18 protein-coding genes and 1 tRNA gene are annotated in these 21,794 nt (G+C 54.6%); 13 read left to right on the top strand and 6 right to left on the bottom strand.

Going from position 1 to position 21,794, the window contains the following annotated elements:
• Positions 1 to 8: 8 nt before the first annotated feature.
• From glyS to GKAS_RS07580, 3 genes are all read left to right on the top strand, one after another.
• Positions 9 to 2,078, top strand: coding sequence for a glycine--tRNA ligase subunit beta (gene glyS / locus GKAS_RS07590; RefSeq protein ID WP_035893111.1), 2,070 nt, complete (start codon positions 9 to 11; stop codon positions 2,076 to 2,078).
• Between the two features lie 329 nt (positions 2,079 to 2,407).
• Entirely contained in the window at positions 2,408 to 2,560 is a 153-nt protein-coding gene (hokA, locus tag GKAS_RS07585; protein ID WP_035893110.1) for a type I toxin-antitoxin system toxin HokA, read from the top strand.
• 299 nt (positions 2,561 to 2,859) lie between these two features.
• Positions 2,860 to 4,479, top strand: a complete 1,620-nt coding sequence (locus GKAS_RS07580; RefSeq protein WP_035893108.1) for an ABC-F family ATP-binding cassette domain-containing protein — start codon at positions 2,860 to 2,862, stop codon at positions 4,477 to 4,479.
• A gap of 54 nt (positions 4,480 to 4,533) precedes the next feature.
• Here the strand turns inward: GKAS_RS07580 and cspE are convergent, their stop codons facing one another.
• Together cspE and GKAS_RS07570 are read right to left on the bottom strand one after the other, a co-directional pair.
• A complete protein-coding gene (cspE, locus tag GKAS_RS07575; RefSeq protein ID WP_035893107.1) occupies positions 4,534 to 4,746 on the bottom strand; it encodes a transcription antiterminator/RNA stability regulator CspE in 213 nt (70 codons plus the stop codon).
• 340 nt (positions 4,747 to 5,086) lie between these two features.
• On the bottom strand, positions 5,087 to 6,460 hold the full coding sequence (locus GKAS_RS07570; RefSeq protein WP_035893106.1) for an MFS transporter: 1,374 nt from the start codon (positions 6,458 to 6,460) through the stop codon (positions 5,087 to 5,089).
• Between the two features lie 420 nt (positions 6,461 to 6,880).
• Between GKAS_RS07570 and GKAS_RS07565 the strand changes: the two genes are divergently transcribed.
• Positions 6,881 to 7,591 (top strand): DUF3053 domain-containing protein, encoded by a 711-nt coding sequence (locus GKAS_RS07565; protein ID WP_035893105.1) that lies wholly within the window; start codon positions 6,881 to 6,883, stop codon positions 7,589 to 7,591.
• A gap of 39 nt (positions 7,592 to 7,630) precedes the next feature.
• Here GKAS_RS07565 and ghrB read toward each other — a convergent pair whose 3' ends face one another.
• Together ghrB and GKAS_RS07555 are read right to left on the bottom strand one after the other, a co-directional pair.
• Entirely contained in the window at positions 7,631 to 8,605 is a 975-nt protein-coding gene (gene ghrB / locus GKAS_RS07560) for a glyoxylate/hydroxypyruvate reductase GhrB (protein ID WP_035893104.1), read from the bottom strand.
• Between the two features lie 138 nt (positions 8,606 to 8,743).
• Complete coding sequence (locus tag GKAS_RS07555) at positions 8,744 to 9,403, bottom strand: OmpA family lipoprotein (RefSeq protein ID WP_035893103.1); 660 nt, start codon at positions 9,401 to 9,403, stop codon at positions 8,744 to 8,746.
• A 166-nt stretch (positions 9,404 to 9,569) separates the two neighbouring features.
• Between GKAS_RS07555 and GKAS_RS07550 the strand changes: the two genes are divergently transcribed.
• Positions 9,570 to 11,903: a molybdopterin guanine dinucleotide-containing S/N-oxide reductase gene (locus GKAS_RS07550; RefSeq protein ID WP_035893101.1), complete on the top strand. Its 2,334-nt coding sequence runs from the start codon at positions 9,570 to 9,572 to the stop codon at positions 11,901 to 11,903.
• Here GKAS_RS07550 and GKAS_RS07545 read toward each other — a convergent pair.
• Positions 11,881 to 12,312, bottom strand: coding sequence for an N-acetyltransferase (locus tag GKAS_RS07545; protein ID WP_035893099.1), 432 nt, complete (start codon positions 12,310 to 12,312; stop codon positions 11,881 to 11,883). The two genes, GKAS_RS07550 and GKAS_RS07545, sit on opposite strands and share 23 nt — an antisense overlap.
• Positions 12,290 to 12,871, bottom strand: a complete 582-nt coding sequence (tag, locus tag GKAS_RS07540; RefSeq protein WP_035893097.1) for a DNA-3-methyladenine glycosylase I — start codon at positions 12,869 to 12,871, stop codon at positions 12,290 to 12,292. The genes GKAS_RS07545 and tag overlap by 23 nt, the downstream gene beginning before the upstream one ends.
• A 157-nt stretch (positions 12,872 to 13,028) precedes the next feature.
• On the opposite strand from tag, the gene GKAS_RS07535 reads away from it, so the two are divergent.
• The 8 genes from GKAS_RS07535 to GKAS_RS07500 form a co-directional block, all read left to right on the top strand.
• Positions 13,029 to 13,736, top strand: a complete 708-nt coding sequence (locus GKAS_RS07535; RefSeq protein ID WP_035893096.1) for a hypothetical protein — start codon at positions 13,029 to 13,031, stop codon at positions 13,734 to 13,736.
• Between the two features lie 173 nt (positions 13,737 to 13,909).
• Positions 13,910 to 15,112 carry an L-lactate MFS transporter gene (locus GKAS_RS07530; protein WP_035893094.1) on the top strand — a complete coding sequence of 401 codons (1,203 nt, stop codon included), beginning with the start codon at positions 13,910 to 13,912 and terminating at the stop codon, positions 15,110 to 15,112.
• A 213-nt stretch (positions 15,113 to 15,325) separates the two neighbouring features.
• Positions 15,326 to 17,017 carry a kdo(2)-lipid A phosphoethanolamine 7''-transferase gene (gene eptB, locus GKAS_RS07525; RefSeq protein ID WP_035893092.1) on the top strand — a complete coding sequence of 564 codons (1,692 nt, stop codon included), beginning with the start codon at positions 15,326 to 15,328 and terminating at the stop codon, positions 17,015 to 17,017.
• Positions 17,018 to 17,097: 80 nt separating this feature from the next.
• A tRNA-Pro gene (locus GKAS_RS07520) sits at positions 17,098 to 17,174 on the top strand.
• Between the two features lie 708 nt (positions 17,175 to 17,882).
• Positions 17,883 to 19,490 (top strand): dipeptide ABC transporter periplasmic-binding protein DppA, encoded by a 1,608-nt coding sequence (gene dppA / locus GKAS_RS07515; protein ID WP_035893091.1) that lies wholly within the window; start codon positions 17,883 to 17,885, stop codon positions 19,488 to 19,490.
• 160 nt (positions 19,491 to 19,650) lie between these two features.
• Positions 19,651 to 20,670, top strand: coding sequence for a dipeptide ABC transporter permease DppB (gene dppB / locus GKAS_RS07510; RefSeq protein WP_035893089.1), 1,020 nt, complete (start codon positions 19,651 to 19,653; stop codon positions 20,668 to 20,670).
• Between the two features lie 9 nt (positions 20,671 to 20,679).
• Entirely contained in the window at positions 20,680 to 21,582 is a 903-nt protein-coding gene (dppC, locus tag GKAS_RS07505; RefSeq protein ID WP_035893087.1) for a dipeptide ABC transporter permease DppC, read from the top strand.
• Between the two features lie 10 nt (positions 21,583 to 21,592).
• Positions 21,593 to 21,794: ATP-binding cassette domain-containing protein (locus GKAS_RS07500; RefSeq protein WP_035893085.1), on the top strand; the 202-nt coding region annotated here is incomplete at its 3' end.

Raw genomic sequence — 21,794 nt, 5'->3', positions numbered from 1 at the left:
AGGCGGCCATGTCTGAGAATACTTTTCTGGTGGAAATCGGCACTGAAGAGCTGCCACCAAAAGCGCTGCGCAACCTGGCTGAATCCTTTGCCGCGAACGTCACGGCAGAGCTGGATAACGCGGGCCTCGCGCACGGTAACGTTGAATGGTTTGCTGCCCCACGCCGTCTGGCGCTGAAAGTGGCAAATCTGGCATCTGCGCAAGCGGATCGCGAAGTTGAAAAACGCGGCCCGGCAATCGCCCAGGCGTTCGACGCTGAAGGTAAACCAAGCAAAGCGGCTGAAGGCTGGGCGCGCGGCTGCGGTATTACCGTCGATCAGGCTGAGCGCCTGACCACTGACAAAGGCGAATGGCTGCTGTATCGCGCGCACGTGAAGGGCGAAAGTACCGAAGCGCTGCTGCCGAACATGATTGCCAACTCGCTGGCTAAACTGCCTATTCCTAAGCTGATGCGCTGGGGAGCGTCCGACGTACACTTCGTGCGTCCGGTGCACACCGTGACTCTGCTGCTGGGTGATAAAGTCGTTCCGGCGACCATCCTCGGCGTACAGTCCGATCGCATCATCCGCGGTCACCGCTTTATGGGCGAGCCTGAGTTCACCATCGACAATGCCGATCAGTACCCGCAAATCCTGCTGGAACGCGGCATGGTGATGGCTGACTACGAAATGCGTAAAGCCAAAATCAAAGCTGACGCTGAAGAAGCGGCACGTAAGATTGGCGGCAACGCTGATCTCAGCGAAAGCCTGCTGGAAGAAGTCACCTCGCTGGTGGAATGGCCGGTGGTGCTGACCGCGAAATTCGAAGAGAAATTCCTCGCGGTACCAGCTGAAGCGCTGGTTTACACCATGAAGGGCGACCAGAAGTACTTCCCGGTTTATGACAACGCGGGCAAGCTGCTGCCAAACTTCATCTTCGTGGCAAACATCGAGTCGAAAGACCCGCAGCAGATTATCTCCGGTAACGAGAAAGTGGTTCGTCCACGTCTGGCCGATGCGGAGTTCTTCTTCAATTCCGACCGTAAAAAACGTCTGGAAGATCACCTGCCGCGCCTGCAAACCGTGCTGTTCCAACAGCAACTGGGTACGCTGCGCGACAAAACTGACCGTATTCAGGCGCTGGCCGGCTGGATCGCGGGTCAGATTGGTGCTGACGTCAACCACGCGACCCGTGCGGGCCTGCTGTCTAAGTGTGACCTGATGACCAATATGGTCTTCGAGTTCACCGACACCCAGGGCGTGATGGGCATGCACTACGCACGCCACGATGGCGAAGCGGAAGATGTTGCCGTTGCGCTGAACGAACAGTACCAGCCGCGCTTTGCCGGTGATGACCTGCCGTCTAACCCGGTTGCCTGCGCGCTGGCGATTGCGGACAAGATGGACACCCTGGCGGGTATCTTCGGTATTGGTCAGCATCCGAAAGGCGACAAAGACCCGTTTGCGCTGCGTCGTGCTGCGCTGGGCGTGCTGCGTATTATCGTTGAGAAGAACCTGCCGCTGGATCTGCAGACCCTTACCGAAGAAGCGGTGCGTCTGTACGGTGACAAGCTGACCAACGCTAAAGTGGTGGATGAAGTTATCGACTTCATGCTCGGTCGTTTCCGCGCCTGGTATCAGGACGAAGGCTATACCGTTGACACCATTCAGGCGGTACTGGCACGTCGCCCAACCCGTCCAGCAGACTTCGATGCTCGTATGAAGGCCGTGTCCCACTTCCGCACTCTGGAAGAGGCCTCTGCGCTGGCTGCGGCTAACAAGCGTGTATCCAACATCCTGGCGAAATCTGACGAGACGCTGAACGATATCGTTCACGCTTCCGTGCTGAAAGAAGCGGCGGAAATCAAGCTGGCGGGCAACCTGGTTGTGTTGCGCGACAAGCTGCAGCCGTACTTTGCAGAAGGTCGTTATCAGGAAGCGTTGGTTGAACTGGCATCCCTGCGTGAGCCGGTGGATGAGTTCTTCGAGAACGTGATGGTGAACGCAGAAGATAAAGACGTGCGTATCAACCGTCTGACGCTGCTGTCGAAACTGCGCGATCTGTTCCTGCAGGTAGCGGATATTTCCCTGCTGCAGTAATTGTTCTGTTAATAAATAAAAACCTGCTCTCGGGCAGGTTTTTTTGTACCTTAAATATGATTAGGGGAACGATTAATAATTCTTTGATTTATTTAAATCGACATAATTATTGATAGGCGAGAAATATTTTAGGAATACATCAAAGAAAGGTATTTTGATATTTAAGGTAGAATGATTGCGGGTGCTTGAGACTGTCTGTCTCAGGTATTCACCCGATGGCAGACAGAGAAAAGCCCCACCTGACGATAAATCAAAGTGAGGCCAACTCTATGCCTAGACCACATAAGGTTAGCCTCTTACTTGTTGAAAATCAACACAGGAGGCAAAGGATGCCGCAAAAATCTATGTTGTATAGTTTGATAGTGATATGTCTCACTATTCTATTATTTACCTGGATGGTTCGTGATTCATTATGCGAGTTGCATATTAAGCAAGGAAATAATGAGTTAGCGGCATCTTTAGCCTGCGATATGAAACAGTAAGGGCGTACGGCGGGGAGAATTCCCCGCCGCTATTGCGGTGTTATGCAGGCTCAATGCACCCTATTTTTTTACAAATTAATATTAAGGCTTCCCGTTAACGGGAGGCTTTTTTTGTGGATAGGAAGGTTGCGCAAAAAAGAACCTTGAAATGACTGGCGCAATACGTTTATCCTTTGCCGCGACGAATCCCTCGTCTCACTGAGGCACACTGAAAATGGACAAACACACCTGCTGAATTCGAATCCTTGCTGGGCGCTTGCCGCAAGCAGGGGAACTATTGATTTCATTCAGGAGTGCTTATGGCCCATTGTGCGCAATCCCCTTCTTTTATTTTACATCAGGTTACCTGTCAGTTTGCGACGGGTGATACCCTTTTCGGCCCGCTAAGTTTATCGCTGGAGCGTTCACACTGTGGCCTTGTCGGGCGTAACGGCGTGGGCAAATCGCGGCTGCTGCGGTTATTGGCTGGCGTCGATGAACCTTCCACCGGACATATCGAATGTTTCGCGTCCCGGGCTTACGTCGCGCAGCAACATGCGGCCTCCGAGGAGACCACGCTGGCTGAGCTGCTGGGTTACGGAGCCGTTTTCGCCGCGCTGCAGCGTCTTGAGCAGGGTCAGCCGTACGACGACGATATCGAAAGTCTGGATGGTTTCTGGGATCTGCCGGACCGGCTTCGCATCGCCTTTCAGGACGCGGAACTGGGTGAGTTTAACCCATTAAGTCTGGCCGGCTCCTTAAGCGGCGGTGAGCGGGTGAAAGCGCTGCTTTGCGCAGCGTTTACCTCTGGCGCCAATTTCCTGCTGCTCGATGAACCGACCAACCATCTGGACCGGCCGGGGCGCGAGTGGTTCTATCGACAGCTTGATGCCTGGCAGGGTGGGGCACTTGTCGCGAGCCACGACCGGGAGCTGCTGGCACGGATGCCACGTATTATTGAGTTGACCCCTACGGCGCTTCGCAGCTATGGCGGCAGCTACGTAGAATATCAGCAGCGGCGTGATGCGGAGCAGCAGGCGGCGCGAGCCGCGCTCGAGCATGTTGCCACTGAACGTCGCCGCACGCGTGCCAGGCAGCACAAAGAGCATGATGATTGCCAGAGACGTTCAGCGAAAACCCTGCGTACCGTTGATGCTCTCAATATCGCGTCATTTGAGCGGGTGAAGTACAAAGGGGCGGCGCGAGAACGGCCTGGCACTTTGCTGCGCCAGCATCGTGAGCAGCAAAGTGCGCTGGATAATGCCGTAAAGCAGGCTCGGGAACGCGTGGAAGAGGATACGCCAGTGATGTTCACACTGCCCGGCAGTGAAGTGCCCAGCGGTAAGCAGGTGCTGGTGCTGGAATCGCTACAGCTGGCACATCAGACGCATTCTGCCCTCGACTGGCGCATGGACGGCCCGATGCGAGTGGCACTACGTGGCCCTAATGGCTGCGGAAAAACGACGCTGCTCAAAACCCTGATGGGACTTGAGACACCGCTTGCCGGGCGCAGCCAGCTCTCTGTCTCTGCTGCCTGGCTGGATCAACATCTTAGCCAGTTCGATCTGTCGTTATCGGTAATGGCGCATCTGAGGGCGGGCGACACGCCGCTGGAAGAGGGCGCGCTGCGTACCCGGCTAGCGCAGCTACAGCTTGGCGCGGACAAAGTGAATCTACCGTTAGCGGCACTCAGTGGGGGAGAACGATTAAAAGCGGCGTTGGCCTGCGTGCTGTGGCGGCGAGAGGCGACGCAGTTATTACTGCTGGATGAGCCGACTAACCATCTTGACCTGGCATCGGTGCAGGCAATTGAAGCTGCGCTGGTTGATTTTCCAGGTGCGATGCTGGTGGTGTCTCACGATGAGGCGTTCTTGCAGGGGCTGAAACTGACGCATGCGCTGGAGTGGCATGAATCGGGGTGGCATTTTTCCGCGCTATAGATAAAAAAAATCCCCGCCATAAGGCAGGGATTTTCAATTCTTAGCGGCGTTAACTTACAGGGAAGTTACGTTGCCAGCTGCTGGGCCTTTAGCGCCGTTCTCGATGGTGAAGGAAACTTTCTGACCTTCGTCCAGAGATTTGTAGCCATCGTTCTGGATAGCAGAGAAGTGTACGAACACGTCTTTAGAACCATCGTCAGGAGTGATGAAGCCGAAACCTTTATCAGCGTTGAACCATTTTACGATACCAGTCATTTTACCGGACATAGAAATTACCTTTAAAAATTAATTGAGCCTTTCGGCGATATGGCATGCTTTACAGAATTTAAAGCGTAAAGGAATGTCGCTACGAGGGGTACCAATGGATAACCTTGAAGGGAACTGCTTTACTCAACTGCTTTGTGGTCTGTATGTCAAACCGTGGATGTATTAACGCATAACTCTCACCGCAAAAGCAAACGTTATCTGCACATAATTTACTATGCTCCTGGGGGGTAGGCAGAGTAATTGATGTTTAATGGTTTGATAAATATGAATTATTATCAGTTGTGAGTGTGTTGTAAAAAAATATCATTTAGCCCCGGCAGCGCACTGCCGGGGCTAAATATCAGACTTTTTGCGCCGATTCAGTCAACGCTGCCGCTGCGTTGTCGCCTTGATTGTGCTGATTTTTACCGGCGATGTACTTCACCATCAGCGCGATGGCCGACAGGACCGCGGGTATGGCCAGCAGAGCGAAAATGGTTTTAAAGGAGAGCTCTGCCTGCATCAGGAACGCACCGCTAAATGCGCCGAGGATACCCCCAAAGCGGCCTAGTCCCAGCATCCAGGCAACGCCGGTTGCGCGGCCCTGCGTTGGGTAAAACCCTGCGGCCAGCGCTGGCATGGATGACTGCGCGCCGTTCATAATCGTTCCGGCGATAAATACCATGACGCCCATCAGCACCAGATTACTGGTTGAGAAACCGACCAGACAGACAAAGACTCCGGTTAGCAGGTAGCCTACGGCAACGACTTTATTCGGGTTGATTTTGTCCATCAACGCGCCTAATACCAGCACGCCAATCCCCCCGCCGAGTGGGAACAGCGCGGTAATCACGGAAGCCTGGCTCAGCGTTGCGCCAGTCTCACGAATTAACAGCGGCAGCCAGCTGGTCAGCAGATAGAAGATAAGCAGACCCATAAAGTAGGTCAGGCACAGCATGATGGTGCCCACCAGGTAGCGCGGCGAGAAGATAACCCCCAGCGCTGACTGCTCCTTGACCTGACCTGCCTCTTGCAGGACAAACCGGGTGTTTTCTGGCAGCGCGGCAATGCGGCGCAGAATATTGGCAATCTGCTGTTGAGAACGGTTTTTTACTGCCAGATAGCGAGCCGATTCTGGCAACATGAAAATTAACGCGACTGCCAGCGCCAGCGGCATGACGCCGCCCAGCACCAGTACGCTCTGCCAGCCGTAGTGTGGAATCATCCATGCAGAGATAAACCCACCGAGTGAAGATCCAATCGGGAAACCAACGAACATCAGGTTCACCAGCAGTGCGCGACGGCGCTCCGGCGCGTACTCGCTCATGAGCGTCGCGGCGTTTGGCATGGCGGCACCCAGCCCCAGCCCGGTTAAGAAACGTAGAACGGTCAGCTGCGTCAGCGAAGTGGCGAAGGCGGTAATCAGACTGAAGCCGCCAAAGACCAGGATCGATAACACCAGCACTTTTTTGCGCCCAATGCGGTCGGCCATCGGCCCTGCGGTCAGCGCGCCGACGGCAAGGCCTACCAGCGCGGCGCTCATCACCGGACCAAGGTCAGATTTTTGTACGCCCCACTCCTGAACCAGATCGGATGCGATGAAGCCAATAATGGCGGTATCGAAGCCGTCCAGCGCGACGGTGATAAAGCACAGCACCAGAATCATCCACTGGTACTTTGAGAAGGGATGGCGGTTGATAAAAGCCTGAATATCCGTTGTTGTCTGTGTTGTCATGCGGTAATTCCTGCTAAGCGGTGCGAGGAAGTGGTTTTTTCAACGCTTATCTTTCTCGCCGGTATTGAGGTAATTGGGCGATTATCGAACGTTTTGTCGTTAATCGTTCATTAAATAAAATCACTTATGCAGCAGGACAACAATCCACGGTGGCCAGGAAGTGTGCGATTATCGTTCTCTCAATGCGAAGTGGGTGCATTGATGGGTGAAAAACAAAGGAATATCATATTCTTATGTCTATTTAGTTATCGTGATTTCATCGTGATAAATGTGATGTATGCAACAATCAATTAACAATGTGCGCGAACCGCTGGAGAACGTATGAAAAAGGTATCTTGCGGCGCGGCTCTGGACTATCCTTGTCACCGTTGGGCACGCGTGTGCCGGTTTGCGCTTTTTTTTGGCTGAAGGAGTATTAAAATGGCGTCAGGAAAGTCCTGCTCTCGCTGGTTTGCGCCTGTTGCGGCGATATTAATGGTGGTTAGCCTGAGTGGGTGTTTTGATAAGGAAGGCGATCAGCGTAAAGCATTCGTCGATTTCCTGCAGAATACGGTAATGCGTGGCGGTGAACGCCTGCCGACGCTGACCGCTGACCAGAAAAAACAGTTCGGACCGTTTGTTTCAGACTATGCCGTCATTTATGGCTACTCACAGCAGGTAAGCCAGGCGATGGATGCCGGTTTACGTCCGGTTGTCGATAGCGTTAACGCGATTCGCGTACCGCAAGATTACATGACCCAGCGCGAACCGCTGCGTCAGGCTAATGGTTCACTGGGTGTGCTGAGCCAGCAGCTGCAGAATGCGAAAATGCAGGCTGATGCCGCGCATGCTGCGTTGAAACAGGCTGATGATCTCAAGCCTGTATTTGATCAGGTTTACAGCAAAGTCGTGACCGGCCCGTCCGATGCGCTGCAGCCGCTGATTCCCGCTGCGCAGGTGTTTACCCAGCAGCTGGTGCAGGTCGGTGATTTCGTGGCGCAACAGGGCACTCAGGTGAGCTTTGTCGCGAACGGTATTCAGTTCCCGACTTCACAGCAGGCGAGTCAGTATAATTCACTGATTGGCCCGCTGGCGGCACAGCACCAGGCGTTTAGCCAGGCGTGGACCGCGGCAGTTAACGCGACAAAATAAGCATTATGGCTGCCCGGCATCACGTCGGGCAGCGTCGTTTTACCCCGCAACCTGCGGGTTCACGCAGTTCTTCTCAACGTTCCCTTTCAGCGCATCAATCAGGTTATCCACCGCACAGGCCGCCATGTTGTAGCGGGTTTCATGCGTCGCGGAACCGATATGCGGCAGCGCCACCACGTTAGGCAGCTTCAGCAACAGCGAGTCCACCGGCAACGGCTCTTGCTCAAACACGTCCAGCCCCGCGGCGTGGATATCGCCGTTTTGCAGTGCGGCAATCAGCGCCTGTTCATCCACTACCGGGCCACGACCGGCGTTAATGAAGATGGCGGATGACTTCATTCGTGCGAACTGCTCTGCGCCGAACAGATGGTGGGTTTCCTCGGTGAGCGGCAGGATCAGGCAGACAAAATCTGCCTCGGCCAGCAGCGTATTTAAATCACAATAGCGGGCGTTAAAGCGCTCTTCCGCCTGTGGATGGTGGCGTCGTGCATTGTAGAGAATTGGCATATTGAAGCCGAAGTGCGCGCGCTGGGCGAGTGCCATGCCAATGCGGCCCATCCCGACTATCCCCAGCGTCTTGTGATGGACATCGATGCCGAACCAGTCCGGGCCGATGCCCTGTTTCCACTCGCCTGCTTTTACACGCTCGGCAACTTCAACCACGCGACGAGCAGAGCTTAATACCAGCGCCATCAGCGTATCGGCCACGGTTTCAGTCAGCACGGTTGGCGTGTGCATCAGCAGAACGCGACGATTGTTCAGCGCATCTACATCAAAATTGTCATAGCCCACGGAAATGGTGGAGGCGGCACGCAGCTTCGGCATGTTCTCCAGCAAAGCGGTATCTACGTTTTCGCTGGAACCCAGCAGCCCAACGGCATTCGCAAAGGCATCGGCGTGCTGCTGTACGGTCTCTGGGTGCAGGTTTGGCACGCGGGTGACGGTGAAGTTGTCGTTCAGGCGTTGTAACAAATCGTCGGGCAGGGCTTTGTAGAGAATAACGGACGGCTTCATGGGGATCTCCATGGATTGAAGAGAGAAGAGTTGATCGTTAGCAGGCTTAACAATCCCACAGTGGGGCGAAAAGTACCAGCCCAGAAAATGGGGAGGGATGAACGCCGGGCATGGGGCAAGCCCTGTCCGGCGGAGGGGTTACTGCGGGCTTAAGGTGATTTCTACGCGACGGTTCTGCGCTTTGCCTTCGGCGGTGCTGTTGCTGGCGATAGGATTCGCCGGGCCCATGCCGGAAGTGCGGATGCGGGCAGCGGCCACGCCCTGAGTGATAAGCGAGCTGGCTACGGAGTCAGCGCGCTGCTGGGACAGCGTCATGTTCAACTGCTGGCTGCCGGTGCTGTCGGTATAGCCGACCACGTTCACGGCGGTTTTTTCGTACTCTTTCAGCACCATTGCCACGCCGGTCAGGGTATTGGCACCTGCTGGTTTCAGCGTAGAAGAGGAGCTGTCGAAGGTGACGTTGTTTGGCATATTCAACACGATGTTGTTGCCATTACGCGTAACGCTCACGCCGGTTCCCTGCATTTTCTGACGCAGCTTGGCTTCCTGGGCATCCATGTAGTAACCCACGCCACCGCCGACGGCTGCACCTGCGGCGGCGCCAATCAGCGCACCTTTGCCGCGATCGTGTTTAGAGGATGCCAGTGCGCCGATACCCGCGCCCACTAAGGTTCCGAGGCCTGCGCCGATGCCGGTTTTGCTGGCTTCCTGTTCGCCAGTGTACGGGTTGGTGGTACAGCCAGAAACTGCCAGTGCGCCGCTAACCAGGGCCGCAATCATGAGCATGCGTTTTTTCATCTTATTTCCTTAATCCTTTTTATTCTTTGCCACGGCAGGTGTGGCGGTTGATTATGACGTGCAAAACCGGGGAAAATTCCCGGGAGATTTTGTCTTTTTGTAAAAAACATTGAGCGATGAACAAAACATCGCCGAATCACCTGCATCAGCTATCCAGGAGCACGCTTTGCCACACTCACCGACCACGAAAACTATCCTGACCGCTGCCCATTGGGGCCCTATGCTGGTTGAAACCGATGGCGAGCGCGTGCTCTCTTCGCGCGGTGCGCTGAAAACGTCGTTCGATAACTCGTTGCAGAGCGTGGTGCGCGATCAGGTACACAGTAAAACGCGGGTGCGTTACCCGATGGTGCGTAAAGGATTTCTGGCTTCACCGAGTCGCCCGCAGGGGATTCGCGGGCAGGATGAGTTTGTGCGAGTGAGCTGGGATGAGGCGCTGACGCTGATAGATAGGCAGCACCGCCGCATTCGCGAAAGCTACGGGCCGTCGTCGATTTTTGCGGGCTCCTACGGTTGGCGTTCTAACGGCGTACTGCATAAGGCGGCGACGCTGCTCCAGCGCTACATGAGCCTGGCAGGCGGTTACACCGGGCATCTGGGCGATTATTCTACCGGCGCGGCGCAGGCCATCATGCCGCACGTGGTGGGCGGCAATGAGGTCTACCAGCAGCAGACCAGCTGGCCGATGGTGCTGGAGCATACTGACGTGGTGGTGCTGTGGAGCGCCAACCCGATGAATACGCTGAAAATTGCCTGGAACGCTTCCGATGAGCAGGGGCTCCCCTATTTTGAACAGCTGCGGAAAAGCGGTAAACGCCTGATCTGTATCGATCCGATGCGATCGGAAACCGTCGCGTTTTTCGGTGAGTCGATGGAGTGGATAGCGCCACATATGGGCACGGATGTGGCGCTGATGCTGGGCATCGCCCATACGCTTTTGGTGAATAATTGGCACGATGCGGACTTTTTATCGCGCTATACCACCGGGTTTCCGATTTTTGCTGATTATCTGCTGGGTAAAGAAGACGGTGAGGAAAAATCCGCCGTGTGGGCTGCGACGATTTGCGGTATTAGTGCAGATAAAATCCGCGAATTGGCAGAGATATTCCATAAAAATACCACCATGCTGATGTCCGGCTGGGGGATGCAGCGCCAGCAGTTTGGCGAACAAAAGCACTGGATGCTGGTGACGCTCGCCGCCATGCTGGGGCAGATTGGTACGCCGGGCGGTGGCTTTGGCCTCTCTTATCACTTCGCGAACGGCGGTAACCCGACGCGTCGTGCGGCGGTGCTGGCCTCGATGCAGGGCACGGTGAAAGGCGGCGTTGATGCCGTTGATAAAATCCCGGTAGCGCGTATCGTCGAGGCGCTGGAAAACCCCGGCGCACCGTACCAGCATAACGGGCTGGATCGACACTTCCCGGATATTCGTTTTGTCTGGTGGGCGGGTGGCGCTAACTTTACCCATCATCAGGACACCAACCGGCTGATTCGCGCCTGGCAAAAACCGGAGCTGGTGGTCATTTCCGAATGCAACTGGACGGCAGCGGCGCGTCACGCCGATATCGTGTTGCCGGCCACGACCTCGTTTGAACGTAATGACCTCACCATGACCGGTGATTACAGTAACCAGCATCTGGTGCCGATGAAGCGGGTGGTGATGCCGCGTGATGAAGCACGCGATGATTTTGAGGTGTTTGCTGACCTCAGCGAACGCTGGGAAACAGGTGGGCGGGCGCGCTTTACGGAGGAGAAGAGCGATCTCCAGTGGCTGGAAACCTTCTACCACATTGCCGGGCAACGCGGGGCCAGCCAGCAGGTGACGCTGCCGCCGTTTGCCGAGTTCTGGCAGGCCAACGAACTGATTGAGATGCCGGAGAGTGAACAGAACGCCGCTTTTGTCCGATTTGGCGCGTTTCGCGCCGATCCACAGGCGAACCCGTTAAGCACGCCGAGTGGCAAAATTGAGATTTACTCTGAGCGTATTGCCAGCTTCCAGTATCCCGACTGTCCGCCGCACCCGATGTGGCTGGAGCCTGATGAATGGCACGGTAACGCGGAGCCGGAACAGCTTCAACTGCTTTCTGCCCATCCCGCGCATCGCCTGCACAGCCAGCTCAACCATACGACGCTGCGTGAACGCTATGCGGTCGCCGGGCGTGAGCCGTTAACGCTGCATCCGCAGGATGCGAAGGCGCGGCAGATTCAGGATGGCGATCTGGTGCGGGTCTGGAACCATCGTGGGCAGGTGTTGGCGGGAGCGGTGGTGAGTGAAGACATCAAGCCCGGCGTTATCTGTCTGCACGAAGGGGCGTGGCCAGATTTAGACCTCGAGGCGAACGGTATCTGCAAAAATGGGGCGGTGAATGTGCTGACCAAAGATATCCCCAGCTCGCGGCTGGGGAACGGGTGTGCGGGAAACACGGCGCTGGCCTGGATTGAAAAATACACCGGCCCGTCGCTAATGCTAACGGCGTTTAATCCGCCTGCCAACGCATAATCCAGGTAGGATGCCGGGTCTCGTCCTGCCACGCGCTGTCTTCAATACGAAAACCCTGCGCGTGGTAGAAATTCACCGCCCGGCAGTTCTTCTGGTAGACCTCCAGGCTGAGGTCGGAAAAATGCTGCTTCGCCATGCTGAGCAGCGCACTGCCAATCCCCTGATGAAGCTGATTCGGGGCGACAAACAGCGCGCCAACGAAGCGCGTGTCAATCACGCTGACAAAGCCCTGTAGCCGTTGTTCGTCCTCCCAGACCCAGGTTTCGGCGGCGGGGAGGTAGGTGTCGCGCACGATGGGCAGGCTCTCTTGCCAGTATTGCTCGGCGATAAACGGATGCGCATAGGTGGTGCTTTCCAGCCAGAGCCCCAGCAACGGCTCGAACTGGTTAGTGTTCCATTTTCTTATCATGCTGAACTCCTGGATAGCAGAAGCAGTGGGTGACGTGGTCATTGACCAGCCCACAGGCCTGCATGAAGGAATAACAAATTGTGGTGCCAACAAACTTAAAGCCGCGTTTTTTCAGCGCTTTAGATAATGCGTCTGACGCGGGCGTAGAGGTAGGAATTTCCCCGAGTGCGGCGGCCTGGGTGACAATGGGTACGCCATCGACAAACGACCAGACAAAATCGCTAAACGATTCGCCGTTGGCCTCCATTGCCAGAAACGCGCGGGCGTTACCGATAATGGCCTGAATTTTACCCCGGTGACGGATGATACCGGCGTCCAGTACCAGTCGCTCAACGTCGTCTTCGCTCATCGCCGCGACCTTAACCGGATCGAAGTGATGAAAGGCATGGCGATAATTTTCGCGTTTTTTCAGCACGGTTATCCAGGAAAGCCCTGCTTGTTGACCCTCGAGGCAGATCATCTCAAACAGAGCCTGGTTATTTCTTTGGGGGACACCCCATTCGGTATCGTGATACGCGATGTAAAGTGGATCCTGACTTACCCAACCGCAGCGTTGCATTTGATTCTCCCTGTTTTTGTTGATGGGTCACGCCTGGCAATAAAACCCTGCACTTCGCTTGACGCTGATAAGAAAACAGTAATAGTTATTACAGGGATTTTTTTCCCTAAAAACATAACAATAATTGCCGAATCTGGCTCTTTAGTGGAGTCAATTAATGAATAATAAGAAATGCACTGGCTTCTGGCGATGTGTCGTGCCGGCATCGTGTTACGCGTGGATGTTACTTTCCCCACATGCGAATGCCTGGCAACAGGAATATATCGTGTCTGATGCGCAAAGTAATACTACCGAGCGCTATACATGGGATAGCGATCACCAACCGCGCTACGATGACATTCTTGCAGAGCGTATTGATGCGTTGCAAGCGGGCGCCGGGCTTAATACGAGCCTCCCGGATAACAGCCCGCAGGACGCCACTAAAACCATGAGCATCGGCTGGAATTTTCCGTTGACGGAAAGTATGACCATGGGGCCTGTCGCCACCTGGCACTACGACGGCTCGCCGGGCTTTATGTGGAACGAATTTGGCGACACGGTGAATAGCGTTTCGCAAAGCGATGCGCTGTGGCATGCGAGCGTAAGTACGCTGGGCTGGCGCGTTGATTCACATCCGTGGCAAGGGATCCGCCCTTGGGCACAGGTAAGCTACAACCAGCAGTTTGGTGAGAACCAGTGGAAGGCGCAGTCCGGACTAAACCGCACGCCAACCTCAGCTCAGGACGGCAATTGGGTTGATGTGACTTTGGGGGCAGATATGTTGCTTAATTCACATCTGGCTGCCTATGCCGCACTTTCTCAGGCCGATAACATGTCTGCCGGAACGAACTACTCCTACATGATGGGCGTGAGCGCGCGCTTCTGATCTACGATGTTTATCTGACGAAACCCAGCGGCAGGTGATGATTTGGCAATGCCATTCATGCCGCCGCTGATGCATTTCATTCCGTCCTGAATGCAGTTCATGCCTTTTAAAACCCGCGAAAATGCTAACTTCGTTATCGTTGGCAGCAGTTAATTTAAGAAGGCATCATCATCATGAACGCTGCAACTAAAAATCATACCCGCTGGCTGACATTGTTCGGCACCATCATTACTCAATTCGCATTAGGTTCTGTTTATACCTGGAGCCTGTTCAACAGCGCATTGTCCACCAAGCTGGATGCATCCGTTAGTCAGGTGGCGTTCTCCTTTGGTCTGTTAAGTCTGGGCCTGGCACTTTCTTCTTCCGTTGCCGGTAAATTACAGGAACGCTTTGGCGTTAAACGCGTCACCATGGCGTCTGGGATCCTGCTGGGTATCGGCTTCTTCCTGACCGCACACGCTAACAATCTGATGATGCTGTGGCTGAGCGCTGGCGTGATTGTCGGCCTGGCGGACGGTGCGGGTTATTTACTGACGCTTTCCAACTGCGTGAAGTGGTTCCCGGAGCGTAAAGGCCTGATTTCTGCATTCTCCATCGGTTCATATGGTTTAGGTAGCCTTGGTTTCAAATTCATCGATAGCCAGCTGCTGGCAACCGTTGGGCTGGAAAAAACCTTTATGATCTGGGGCGCTATCGTACTGGTGATGATTGTCTTCGGTTCTATGCTGATGAAAGACGCACCGAATCAGCCAGTGTCCACCACCAACGGCGTTGTGGCGAATGATTTCACGCTGGCAGAATCCATGCGCAAACCGCAGTACTGGATGCTGGCAGTGATGTTCCTGACCGCCTGTATGAGCGGCCTGTACGTCATCGGTGTCGCAAAAGATATTGCTCAGGGTATGGTGCATCTGGATCTGGCCACTGCCGCGAATGCGGTAACGGTTATCTCCATTGCTAACCTGAGTGGTCGTCTGGTGCTGGGTATTCTGTCTGACAAAATTGCCCGTATCCGCGTTATCACCATTGGTCAGGTTATCTCTCTGGTGGGGATGGCAGCGCTGCTGTTCGCGCCGCTGAATGAAGTGACCTTCTTTGCGGCTATTGCCTGCGTCGCCTTTAACTTCGGTGGTACCATCACCGTCTTCCCATCGCTGGTCAGTGAATTCTTCGGTCTGAACAACCTGGCAAAAAACTACGGCGTGATTTACCTTGGCTTCGGTATCGGCAGCATCTGTGGTTCCCTGATTGCATCAATGTTCGGTGGGTTCTACATCACATTCTGCGTTATCTTCGCCCTGCTGATTCTCTCTCTGGCACTGTCTACAACGATTCGCCAGCCAAAAACAGAAATTATGCAAGAAGCTCACGCTTAATTATTACCTTTCCTCCTAAGTCGATTCTGACCAAATATATTGTAAATATTTGGTCAGATCACATTCTCACCGCATACTTTTCCCCTTTCTTGTTGTCTACTTACCGCGCTTGCATGTGATGCCTGTATTGGCATGACGCTTATATTAATTGGTCCATAGATAGTGTGATTTGGCACCAGTTTTTCTGTTTCCCTTTTTTCTGGGTTTTTTTGAATGCGATATATAAAAGCGATGTCCCAGCAGACGCTGAGTCTCCTGCTGGCGGTCTACATCGGCTGGTTTATGAATTTCTCCGTATTGTCCCGTCGGTTTGAGGGGTATCTGCAGGACTTCAGTTTCGAGAAAGGTCTGTTCATTGTTATTGAGCTGGTCGGTACGCTGCTGGTGAGCTTCTTCTTATTCCGTGTGCTCTCTCTTGGTGGGCGCCGGTTGTGGAAGGTGCTGGCAACGCTGGTGGTGCTGATTTCTGCCGGTGCCAGCTATTACATGACCAATCTGAACGTGGTGATTGGCTATGGCATTGTGGCTTCGGTCATGACCACGGATGTCGATCTGTCGAAAGAGGTGGTGGGCTGGCACTTTATCAGTTGGCTGGTGCTAACCAGCATCGTACCGCTGGCGTTTATCTGGATTAACCAGGCACGTGATACGCTGCTTTATCAGCTGCGTACGCCGGGGCAGCGTATTCGCGGCATCGCGGTGGTGCTGCTGTCAGCGCTGTTGGTCTGGGGACCAATTCGTCTGATGGAGATCCATCTGAAGGAGACCGAGCGGCTGTCGCAGGTGGATCTGCCGAGCTATGGCGGCGTTCTGGCGAACTCTTACCTGCCGAGTAACTGGGTGGCGGCACTGGGTCTTTATGGCTGGACACAGATTGATGAATCAACGGATACCCGCGAGCTATTCGACCCGTCGAAGAAATTCACCTATGTAGCACCAAAGGATATCGATGACACCTACATGGTGTTTATCATCGGCGAAACGACGCGCTGGGATCACATGGGCCTGTTCGGCTACGAGCGGAATACCACGCCGGGGCTGGCAAAAGAGAAGAATCTGGTCGCGTTCCGCGGCTACTCCTGCGATACCGCCACCAAGCTTTCGCTGCGCTGTATGTTTGTCCGCCAGGGCGGCGCAAGCGATAACCCGCAGCGTACGCTGAAAGAGCAGAACGTCTTTGCGGTGCTGCATCAGTTGGGCTTTACCGGCGATCTACTGGCGATGCAAAGCGAGCTGTGGTTCTACAGCAATACGATGGCGAACAACATCGCCTATCGTGAGCAGATTGGCGCAGAGCCGCGTAACCGGGGTAAGAGCGTGGACGACATGCTGCTGGCCGATGAGCTGCAAAACGTGCTGGCGCGTCAGAGCGATAAAGGTAAGCACCTTATTATCATTCATACCAAAGGTTCGCACTTTAACTATACCCAGCGCTACCCGCGCAATTTTGCGCAGTGGAAGCCTGAGTGCGTGAATGTGGACGATAAGTGCAGTAAGGCGGAGCTGATTAACTCCTACGACAACTCCATTACTTATGTCGATCACTTCCTGGTGAACGTGTTCGACCAACTGCGCGATAAGAAGGCGATTGTCTTCTTTGCCGCGGACCACGGTGAGTCGATTAACGATCATGAGCGTTTGCACGGTACGCCGCGTATGATGGCGCCGCCAGAGCAGTTCCGCGTGCCGATGATGGTCTGGATGTCGGATAAATATCTGCAGAATCCGGACCACGCGAAGTCGTTTGCTTACCTGCAACAGCAGGCGGAGATGAAGCAGCCGAAGCGTCACGTGGAGCTGTACGACACGATTATGGGTTGTCTGGGTTATACCTCGCCAGATGGCGGTATTAATGAATTCAACAACTGGTGCCACGTGCCTGAAAGCAAGAAAACGGCGCAGTGATGAGTTCTTCACCGAACAAAAGGCATGGGTTTAATAAGGGATTGACGACCCAAAAACGCAGCAGTAAGATCTGCGGCGTACGGTGATTGGCGCAGCCTGGTAGCGCACTTCGTTCGGGACGAAGGGGTCGGAGGTTCAAATCCTCTATCACCGACCAGATTGGAAAGCCTGCTGAATAAGCAGGCTTTTTGCGTTTATAGCACCTGGTAGCTTGGACGCGGCGTTTACATTGACTCCGAGGAAGCCCCGGCGGCGCTTCGCTTGGCCGGGCTACACGTTCTGCGATTGTAGGCCGGATAAGGCGTTTACGCCGCCATCCGGCAACACAAACGCTTCCCCTGCCTGTTCACAATTTTGTGACATATTCCATTGTATTTTCGTATGCATAGACGAATCTTTTTTTTCGCTGCTTATGGCTAAGCTCAGCATTTTCCGCTGTGCGTTTTAACGTTCGCGGCATTAATCGCTCAGATTATCATCATATCGAAATAAATTTTTCACATAATGGCTAATTGTTAATCGCTGAATGTTGCAAATTATTAAGTGGATTACTCTGCCTTCTTGCCCATAGCATAAATTTCTCTGCTGAAAATAGTGCTTCGGGGTTTTTTTAATCTTTGCCCATCCATTCTCACCTTCAATACAAATCCCGGATAACTGTATTGACGTTTTCACATTCTGTTGACAGATTGTAGGGCATGAGGGGCATTTCATGGAGAATCCGCACTGCAACTCAGATGTTCCAGTGAAAGGAATCCCTCGCCTCTAAATGCATCGACCCAGCCGGTTCAAAAATAAATAAGGTCAGGCGGTGTAACCCAATGCAAAGGGTAAAAACAACACATAATCACATTGGAGCAGAATAATGAGTATTTCCTTGAAGAAGTCAGGGATGCTGAAGCTGGGTCTCAGCCTGGTCGCTATGACCGTTGCAGCCAGCGTACAGGCAAAAACCCTGGTTTATTGTTCAGAAGGCTCGCCGGAAGGCTTTAACCCACAGCTCTTTACGTCTGGTACCACCTATGATGCCAGCTCCGTACCTATCTATAACCGTCTGGTTGAATTCAAAACTGGTACCACGGAAATCGTCCCGGGTCTGGCTGAGAAATGGGACATCAGTCCGGACGGCAAAACCTACACCTTCCACCTGCGTCAGGGCGTGAAGTGGCAGGACAATAAAGACTTCAAACCAACGCGTGACGTGAACGCCGACGATATCGTCTTCTCCTTCGATCGTCAGAAAAACGCGCAGAACCCGTACCACAAAGTCTCTGGCGGCAGCTATGAATACTTTGAAGGCATGGGCCTGCAAGACCTGATTAGCGAAGTGAAAAAAGTCGACGATAATACCGTTCAGTTCGTACTGACTCGCCCAGAAGCGCCGTTCCTGGCTGACCTGGCGATGGACTTCGCGTCTATTCTGTCAAAAGAATATGCTGACAACATGCTGAAAGCCGGCACGCCGGAGAAAGTTGACCTGAACCCAATCGGTACCGGTCCATTCCAGCTGGTTCAGTATCAGAAAGACTCTCGTATTCTGTACAAAGCGTTCCCGGGCTACTGGGGCACCAAGCCGCAGATCGATCGTCTGGTCTTCTCCATCACGCCTGACGCTTCCGTACGTTACGCCAAGCTGCAGAAGAACGAGTGCCAGGTCATGCCGTACCCGAACCCAGCTGACATCGCGCGCATGAAAGAAGACAAGAACATCAACCTGATGGAACAGGCAGGCCTGAACGTTGGCTACCTCTCCTTCAACACCGAGAAAAAACCGTTTGATGACGTGAAAGTACGTCAGGCGCTGACCTACGCGGTCAACAAAGAAGCGATCATCAAAGCCGTTTATCAGGGTGCAGGCGTTGCTGCTAAGAACCTGATCCCGCCAACCATGTGGGGCTATAACGACGACGTCAAAGACTACAGCTACGATCCGGAAAAAGCTAAGGCGCTGCTGAAAGAAGCGGGCCAGGATAAAGGCTTCACCGTTGAGCTGTGGGCGATGCCGGTACAGCGTCCGTACAACCCGAACGCTCGCCGTATGGCTGAGATGATTCAGGCTGACTGGGCGAAAATCGGCGTACAGGCCAAAATCGTGACCTACGAGTGGGGCGAATACCTCAAGCGCGCGAAAGCGGGCGAGCACCAGGCGGTCATGATGGGCTGGACCGGCGACAATGGGGATCCGGATAACTTCTTCGCGACGCTGTTCAGCTGCGCGGCGGCAAAAGACGGTTCTAACTACTCTCGCTGGTGCTACAAGCCGTTTGAAGATCTGATTCAACCGGCACGTGCAACCGACGACCACAACAAACGCATTGAGCTGTACAAACAGGCTCAGGTGGTGATGCACGATCAGGCTCCAGCGCTGATCATCGCTCACTCCACCGTATACGAGCCGGTGCGTAAAGAAGTCAAAGGCTATGTGGTTGATCCATTAGGTAAGCACCACTTCGACAACGTATCTATCGAATAATAAAGACGATGCCTTAACCGGCAGCGCAACGCTTCCTGCCCCCCTTGGGGTGGGAAGCTGCGCCGTATCTGCGCCTCTCGCGTTTAAGAAAGGCGGCAGATTTGTGAGCAATACAGACGACCTGTGACCAGGCGGGCCGTCATTAGAGAGAATCAGGGTTATGTTGCAGTTCATCCTCAAACGATTGGGTCTGGTGATCCCGACGTTTATCGGTATCACCCTCCTCACGTTTGCCTTCGTGCATATGATCCCCGGCGATCCGGTGATGATTATGGCGGGCGAGCGTGGTATTTCCCCTGAGCGCCATGCCCAGCTTCTGGCCGAACTCGGCCTGGATAAGCCGATGTGGCAACAGTACCTCCACTATATCTGGGGCGTATTGCACGGTGACTTAGGCATTTCATTGAAAAGCCGACTCCCGGTGTGGGATGAGTTCGTGCCGCGCTTTAAAGCGACGCTGGAACTCGGTATCTGCGCCATGATTTTCGCCGTCGCCGTGGGTATCCCGGTGGGCGTGCTGGCCGCGGTTAAGCGCGGTTCCATCTTCGATCACACCGCTGTTGGCCTGGCGCTGACCGGCTACTCCATGCCGATTTTCTGGTGGGGCATGATGCTGATCATGCTGGTTTCGGTGCACTGGAACCTGACGCCGGTCTCCGGACGCGTCAGCGACATGGTGTTCCTTGATGACTCCAACCCGCTGACCGGCTTTATGCTGATTGATACCGCCATCTGGGGTGACCCGGGCAACTTTATCGATGCGCTGGCGCACATGATTCTGCCTGCTATCGTGCTCGGGACCATTCCTTTAGCGGTTATCGTGCGTATGACTCGTTCTTCCATGCTGGAAGTGCTGGGCGAAGACTATATCCGTACCGCGCGTGCCAAGGGCTTAACCCGCATGCGCGTGATCATCGTTCATGCCCTGCGTAACGCCATGCTGCCGGTGGTGACCGTTATCGGCCTGCAGGTGGGTACGCTGCTGGCAGGTGCAATTCTGACGGAAACCATCTTCTCCTGGCCGGGTCTGGGCCGCTGGCTGATTGACGCGCTGCAACGCCGTGACTATCCGGTGGTGCAGGGTGGGGTGCTGCTGGTCGCGACGATGATTATTCTCGTCAACCTGCTGGTTGACCTGCTGTACGGCGTGGTGAACCCGCGTATTCGGCATAAGAAGTAAGGGGCCATCATGACACAAGTAACTGAAAACAAAACGGTGTCCGCACCGGTGCCAATGACCCCATTCCAGGAATTCTGGCACTACTTTAAGCGTAACAAAGGCGCGGTTGTCGGCCTGGTTTACGTGGTTATCGTACTGGTTATCGCGATCTTCGCGAACTGGCTCGCGCCGTATAACCCGGCAGACCAGTTCCGCGATACGCTGCTGGCACCACCGGCGTGGCAGGAAGGCGGTACATGGGCGCATCTGTTTGGTACCGATGACGTGGGCCGCGACGTGCTGTCCCGTCTGATGTACGGAGCTCGCCTGTCGCTGCTGGTGGGCTGCCTGGTGGTCGTGCTGTCGCTGATTATGGGGGTGGTGCTGGGGCTGGTTGCTGGCTACTTCGGCGGCCTCGTCGATAACATCATTATGCGCGTCGTCGACATCATGCTGGCACTGCCGAGCCTGCTGCTGGCGCTGGTGCTGGTAGCTATCTTCGGCCCATCAATTGGTAACGCCGCGCTGGCGCTGACCTTTGTCGCCTTGCCGCACTACGTCCGTTTAACCCGCGCCGCTGTGCTGGTGGAGGTTAACCGCGACTACGTGACCGCTTCTCGCGTGGCGGGTGCCGGGGCGATGCGCCAGATGTTCGTCAACATTTTCCCAAACTGCCTTGCGCCGCTGATTGTTCAGGCCTCGCTCGGTTTCTCTAACGCCATTCTCGATATGGCTGCCCTCGGCTTCCTGGGGATGGGCGCACAGCCGCCTACGCCGGAGTGGGGCACCATGCTCTCTGACGTGCTGCAATTTGCGCAAAGCGCCTGGTGGGTCGTGACCTTCCCTGGGCTGGCAATTTTGCTGACGGTACTGGCGTTTAACCTGATGGGTGACGGTCTGCGTGACGCGCTCGATCCCAAACTGAAGCAGTAAGGGGACCGAGATGGCGTTATTAAATGTAGATAAATTATCGGTGCACTTCGGCGACGAAGGCACACCGTTCAAAGCCGTAGACCGCGTGAGCTACAGCGTAAATCAGGGCGAGGTTGTCGGCATCGTCGGCGAATCTGGTTCGGGTAAATCCGTTAGCTCGCTGGCGATTATGGGGCTGATTGATTATCCCGGCCGTGTGATGGCGGAAAGCC

Source organism: Kluyvera ascorbata ATCC 33433, from assembly GCF_000735365.1.
In the GTDB taxonomy this organism is placed as follows: domain Bacteria; phylum Pseudomonadota; class Gammaproteobacteria; order Enterobacterales; family Enterobacteriaceae; genus Kluyvera; species Kluyvera ascorbata.
This window is presented reverse-complemented; position numbering and strand designations above follow the sequence as displayed.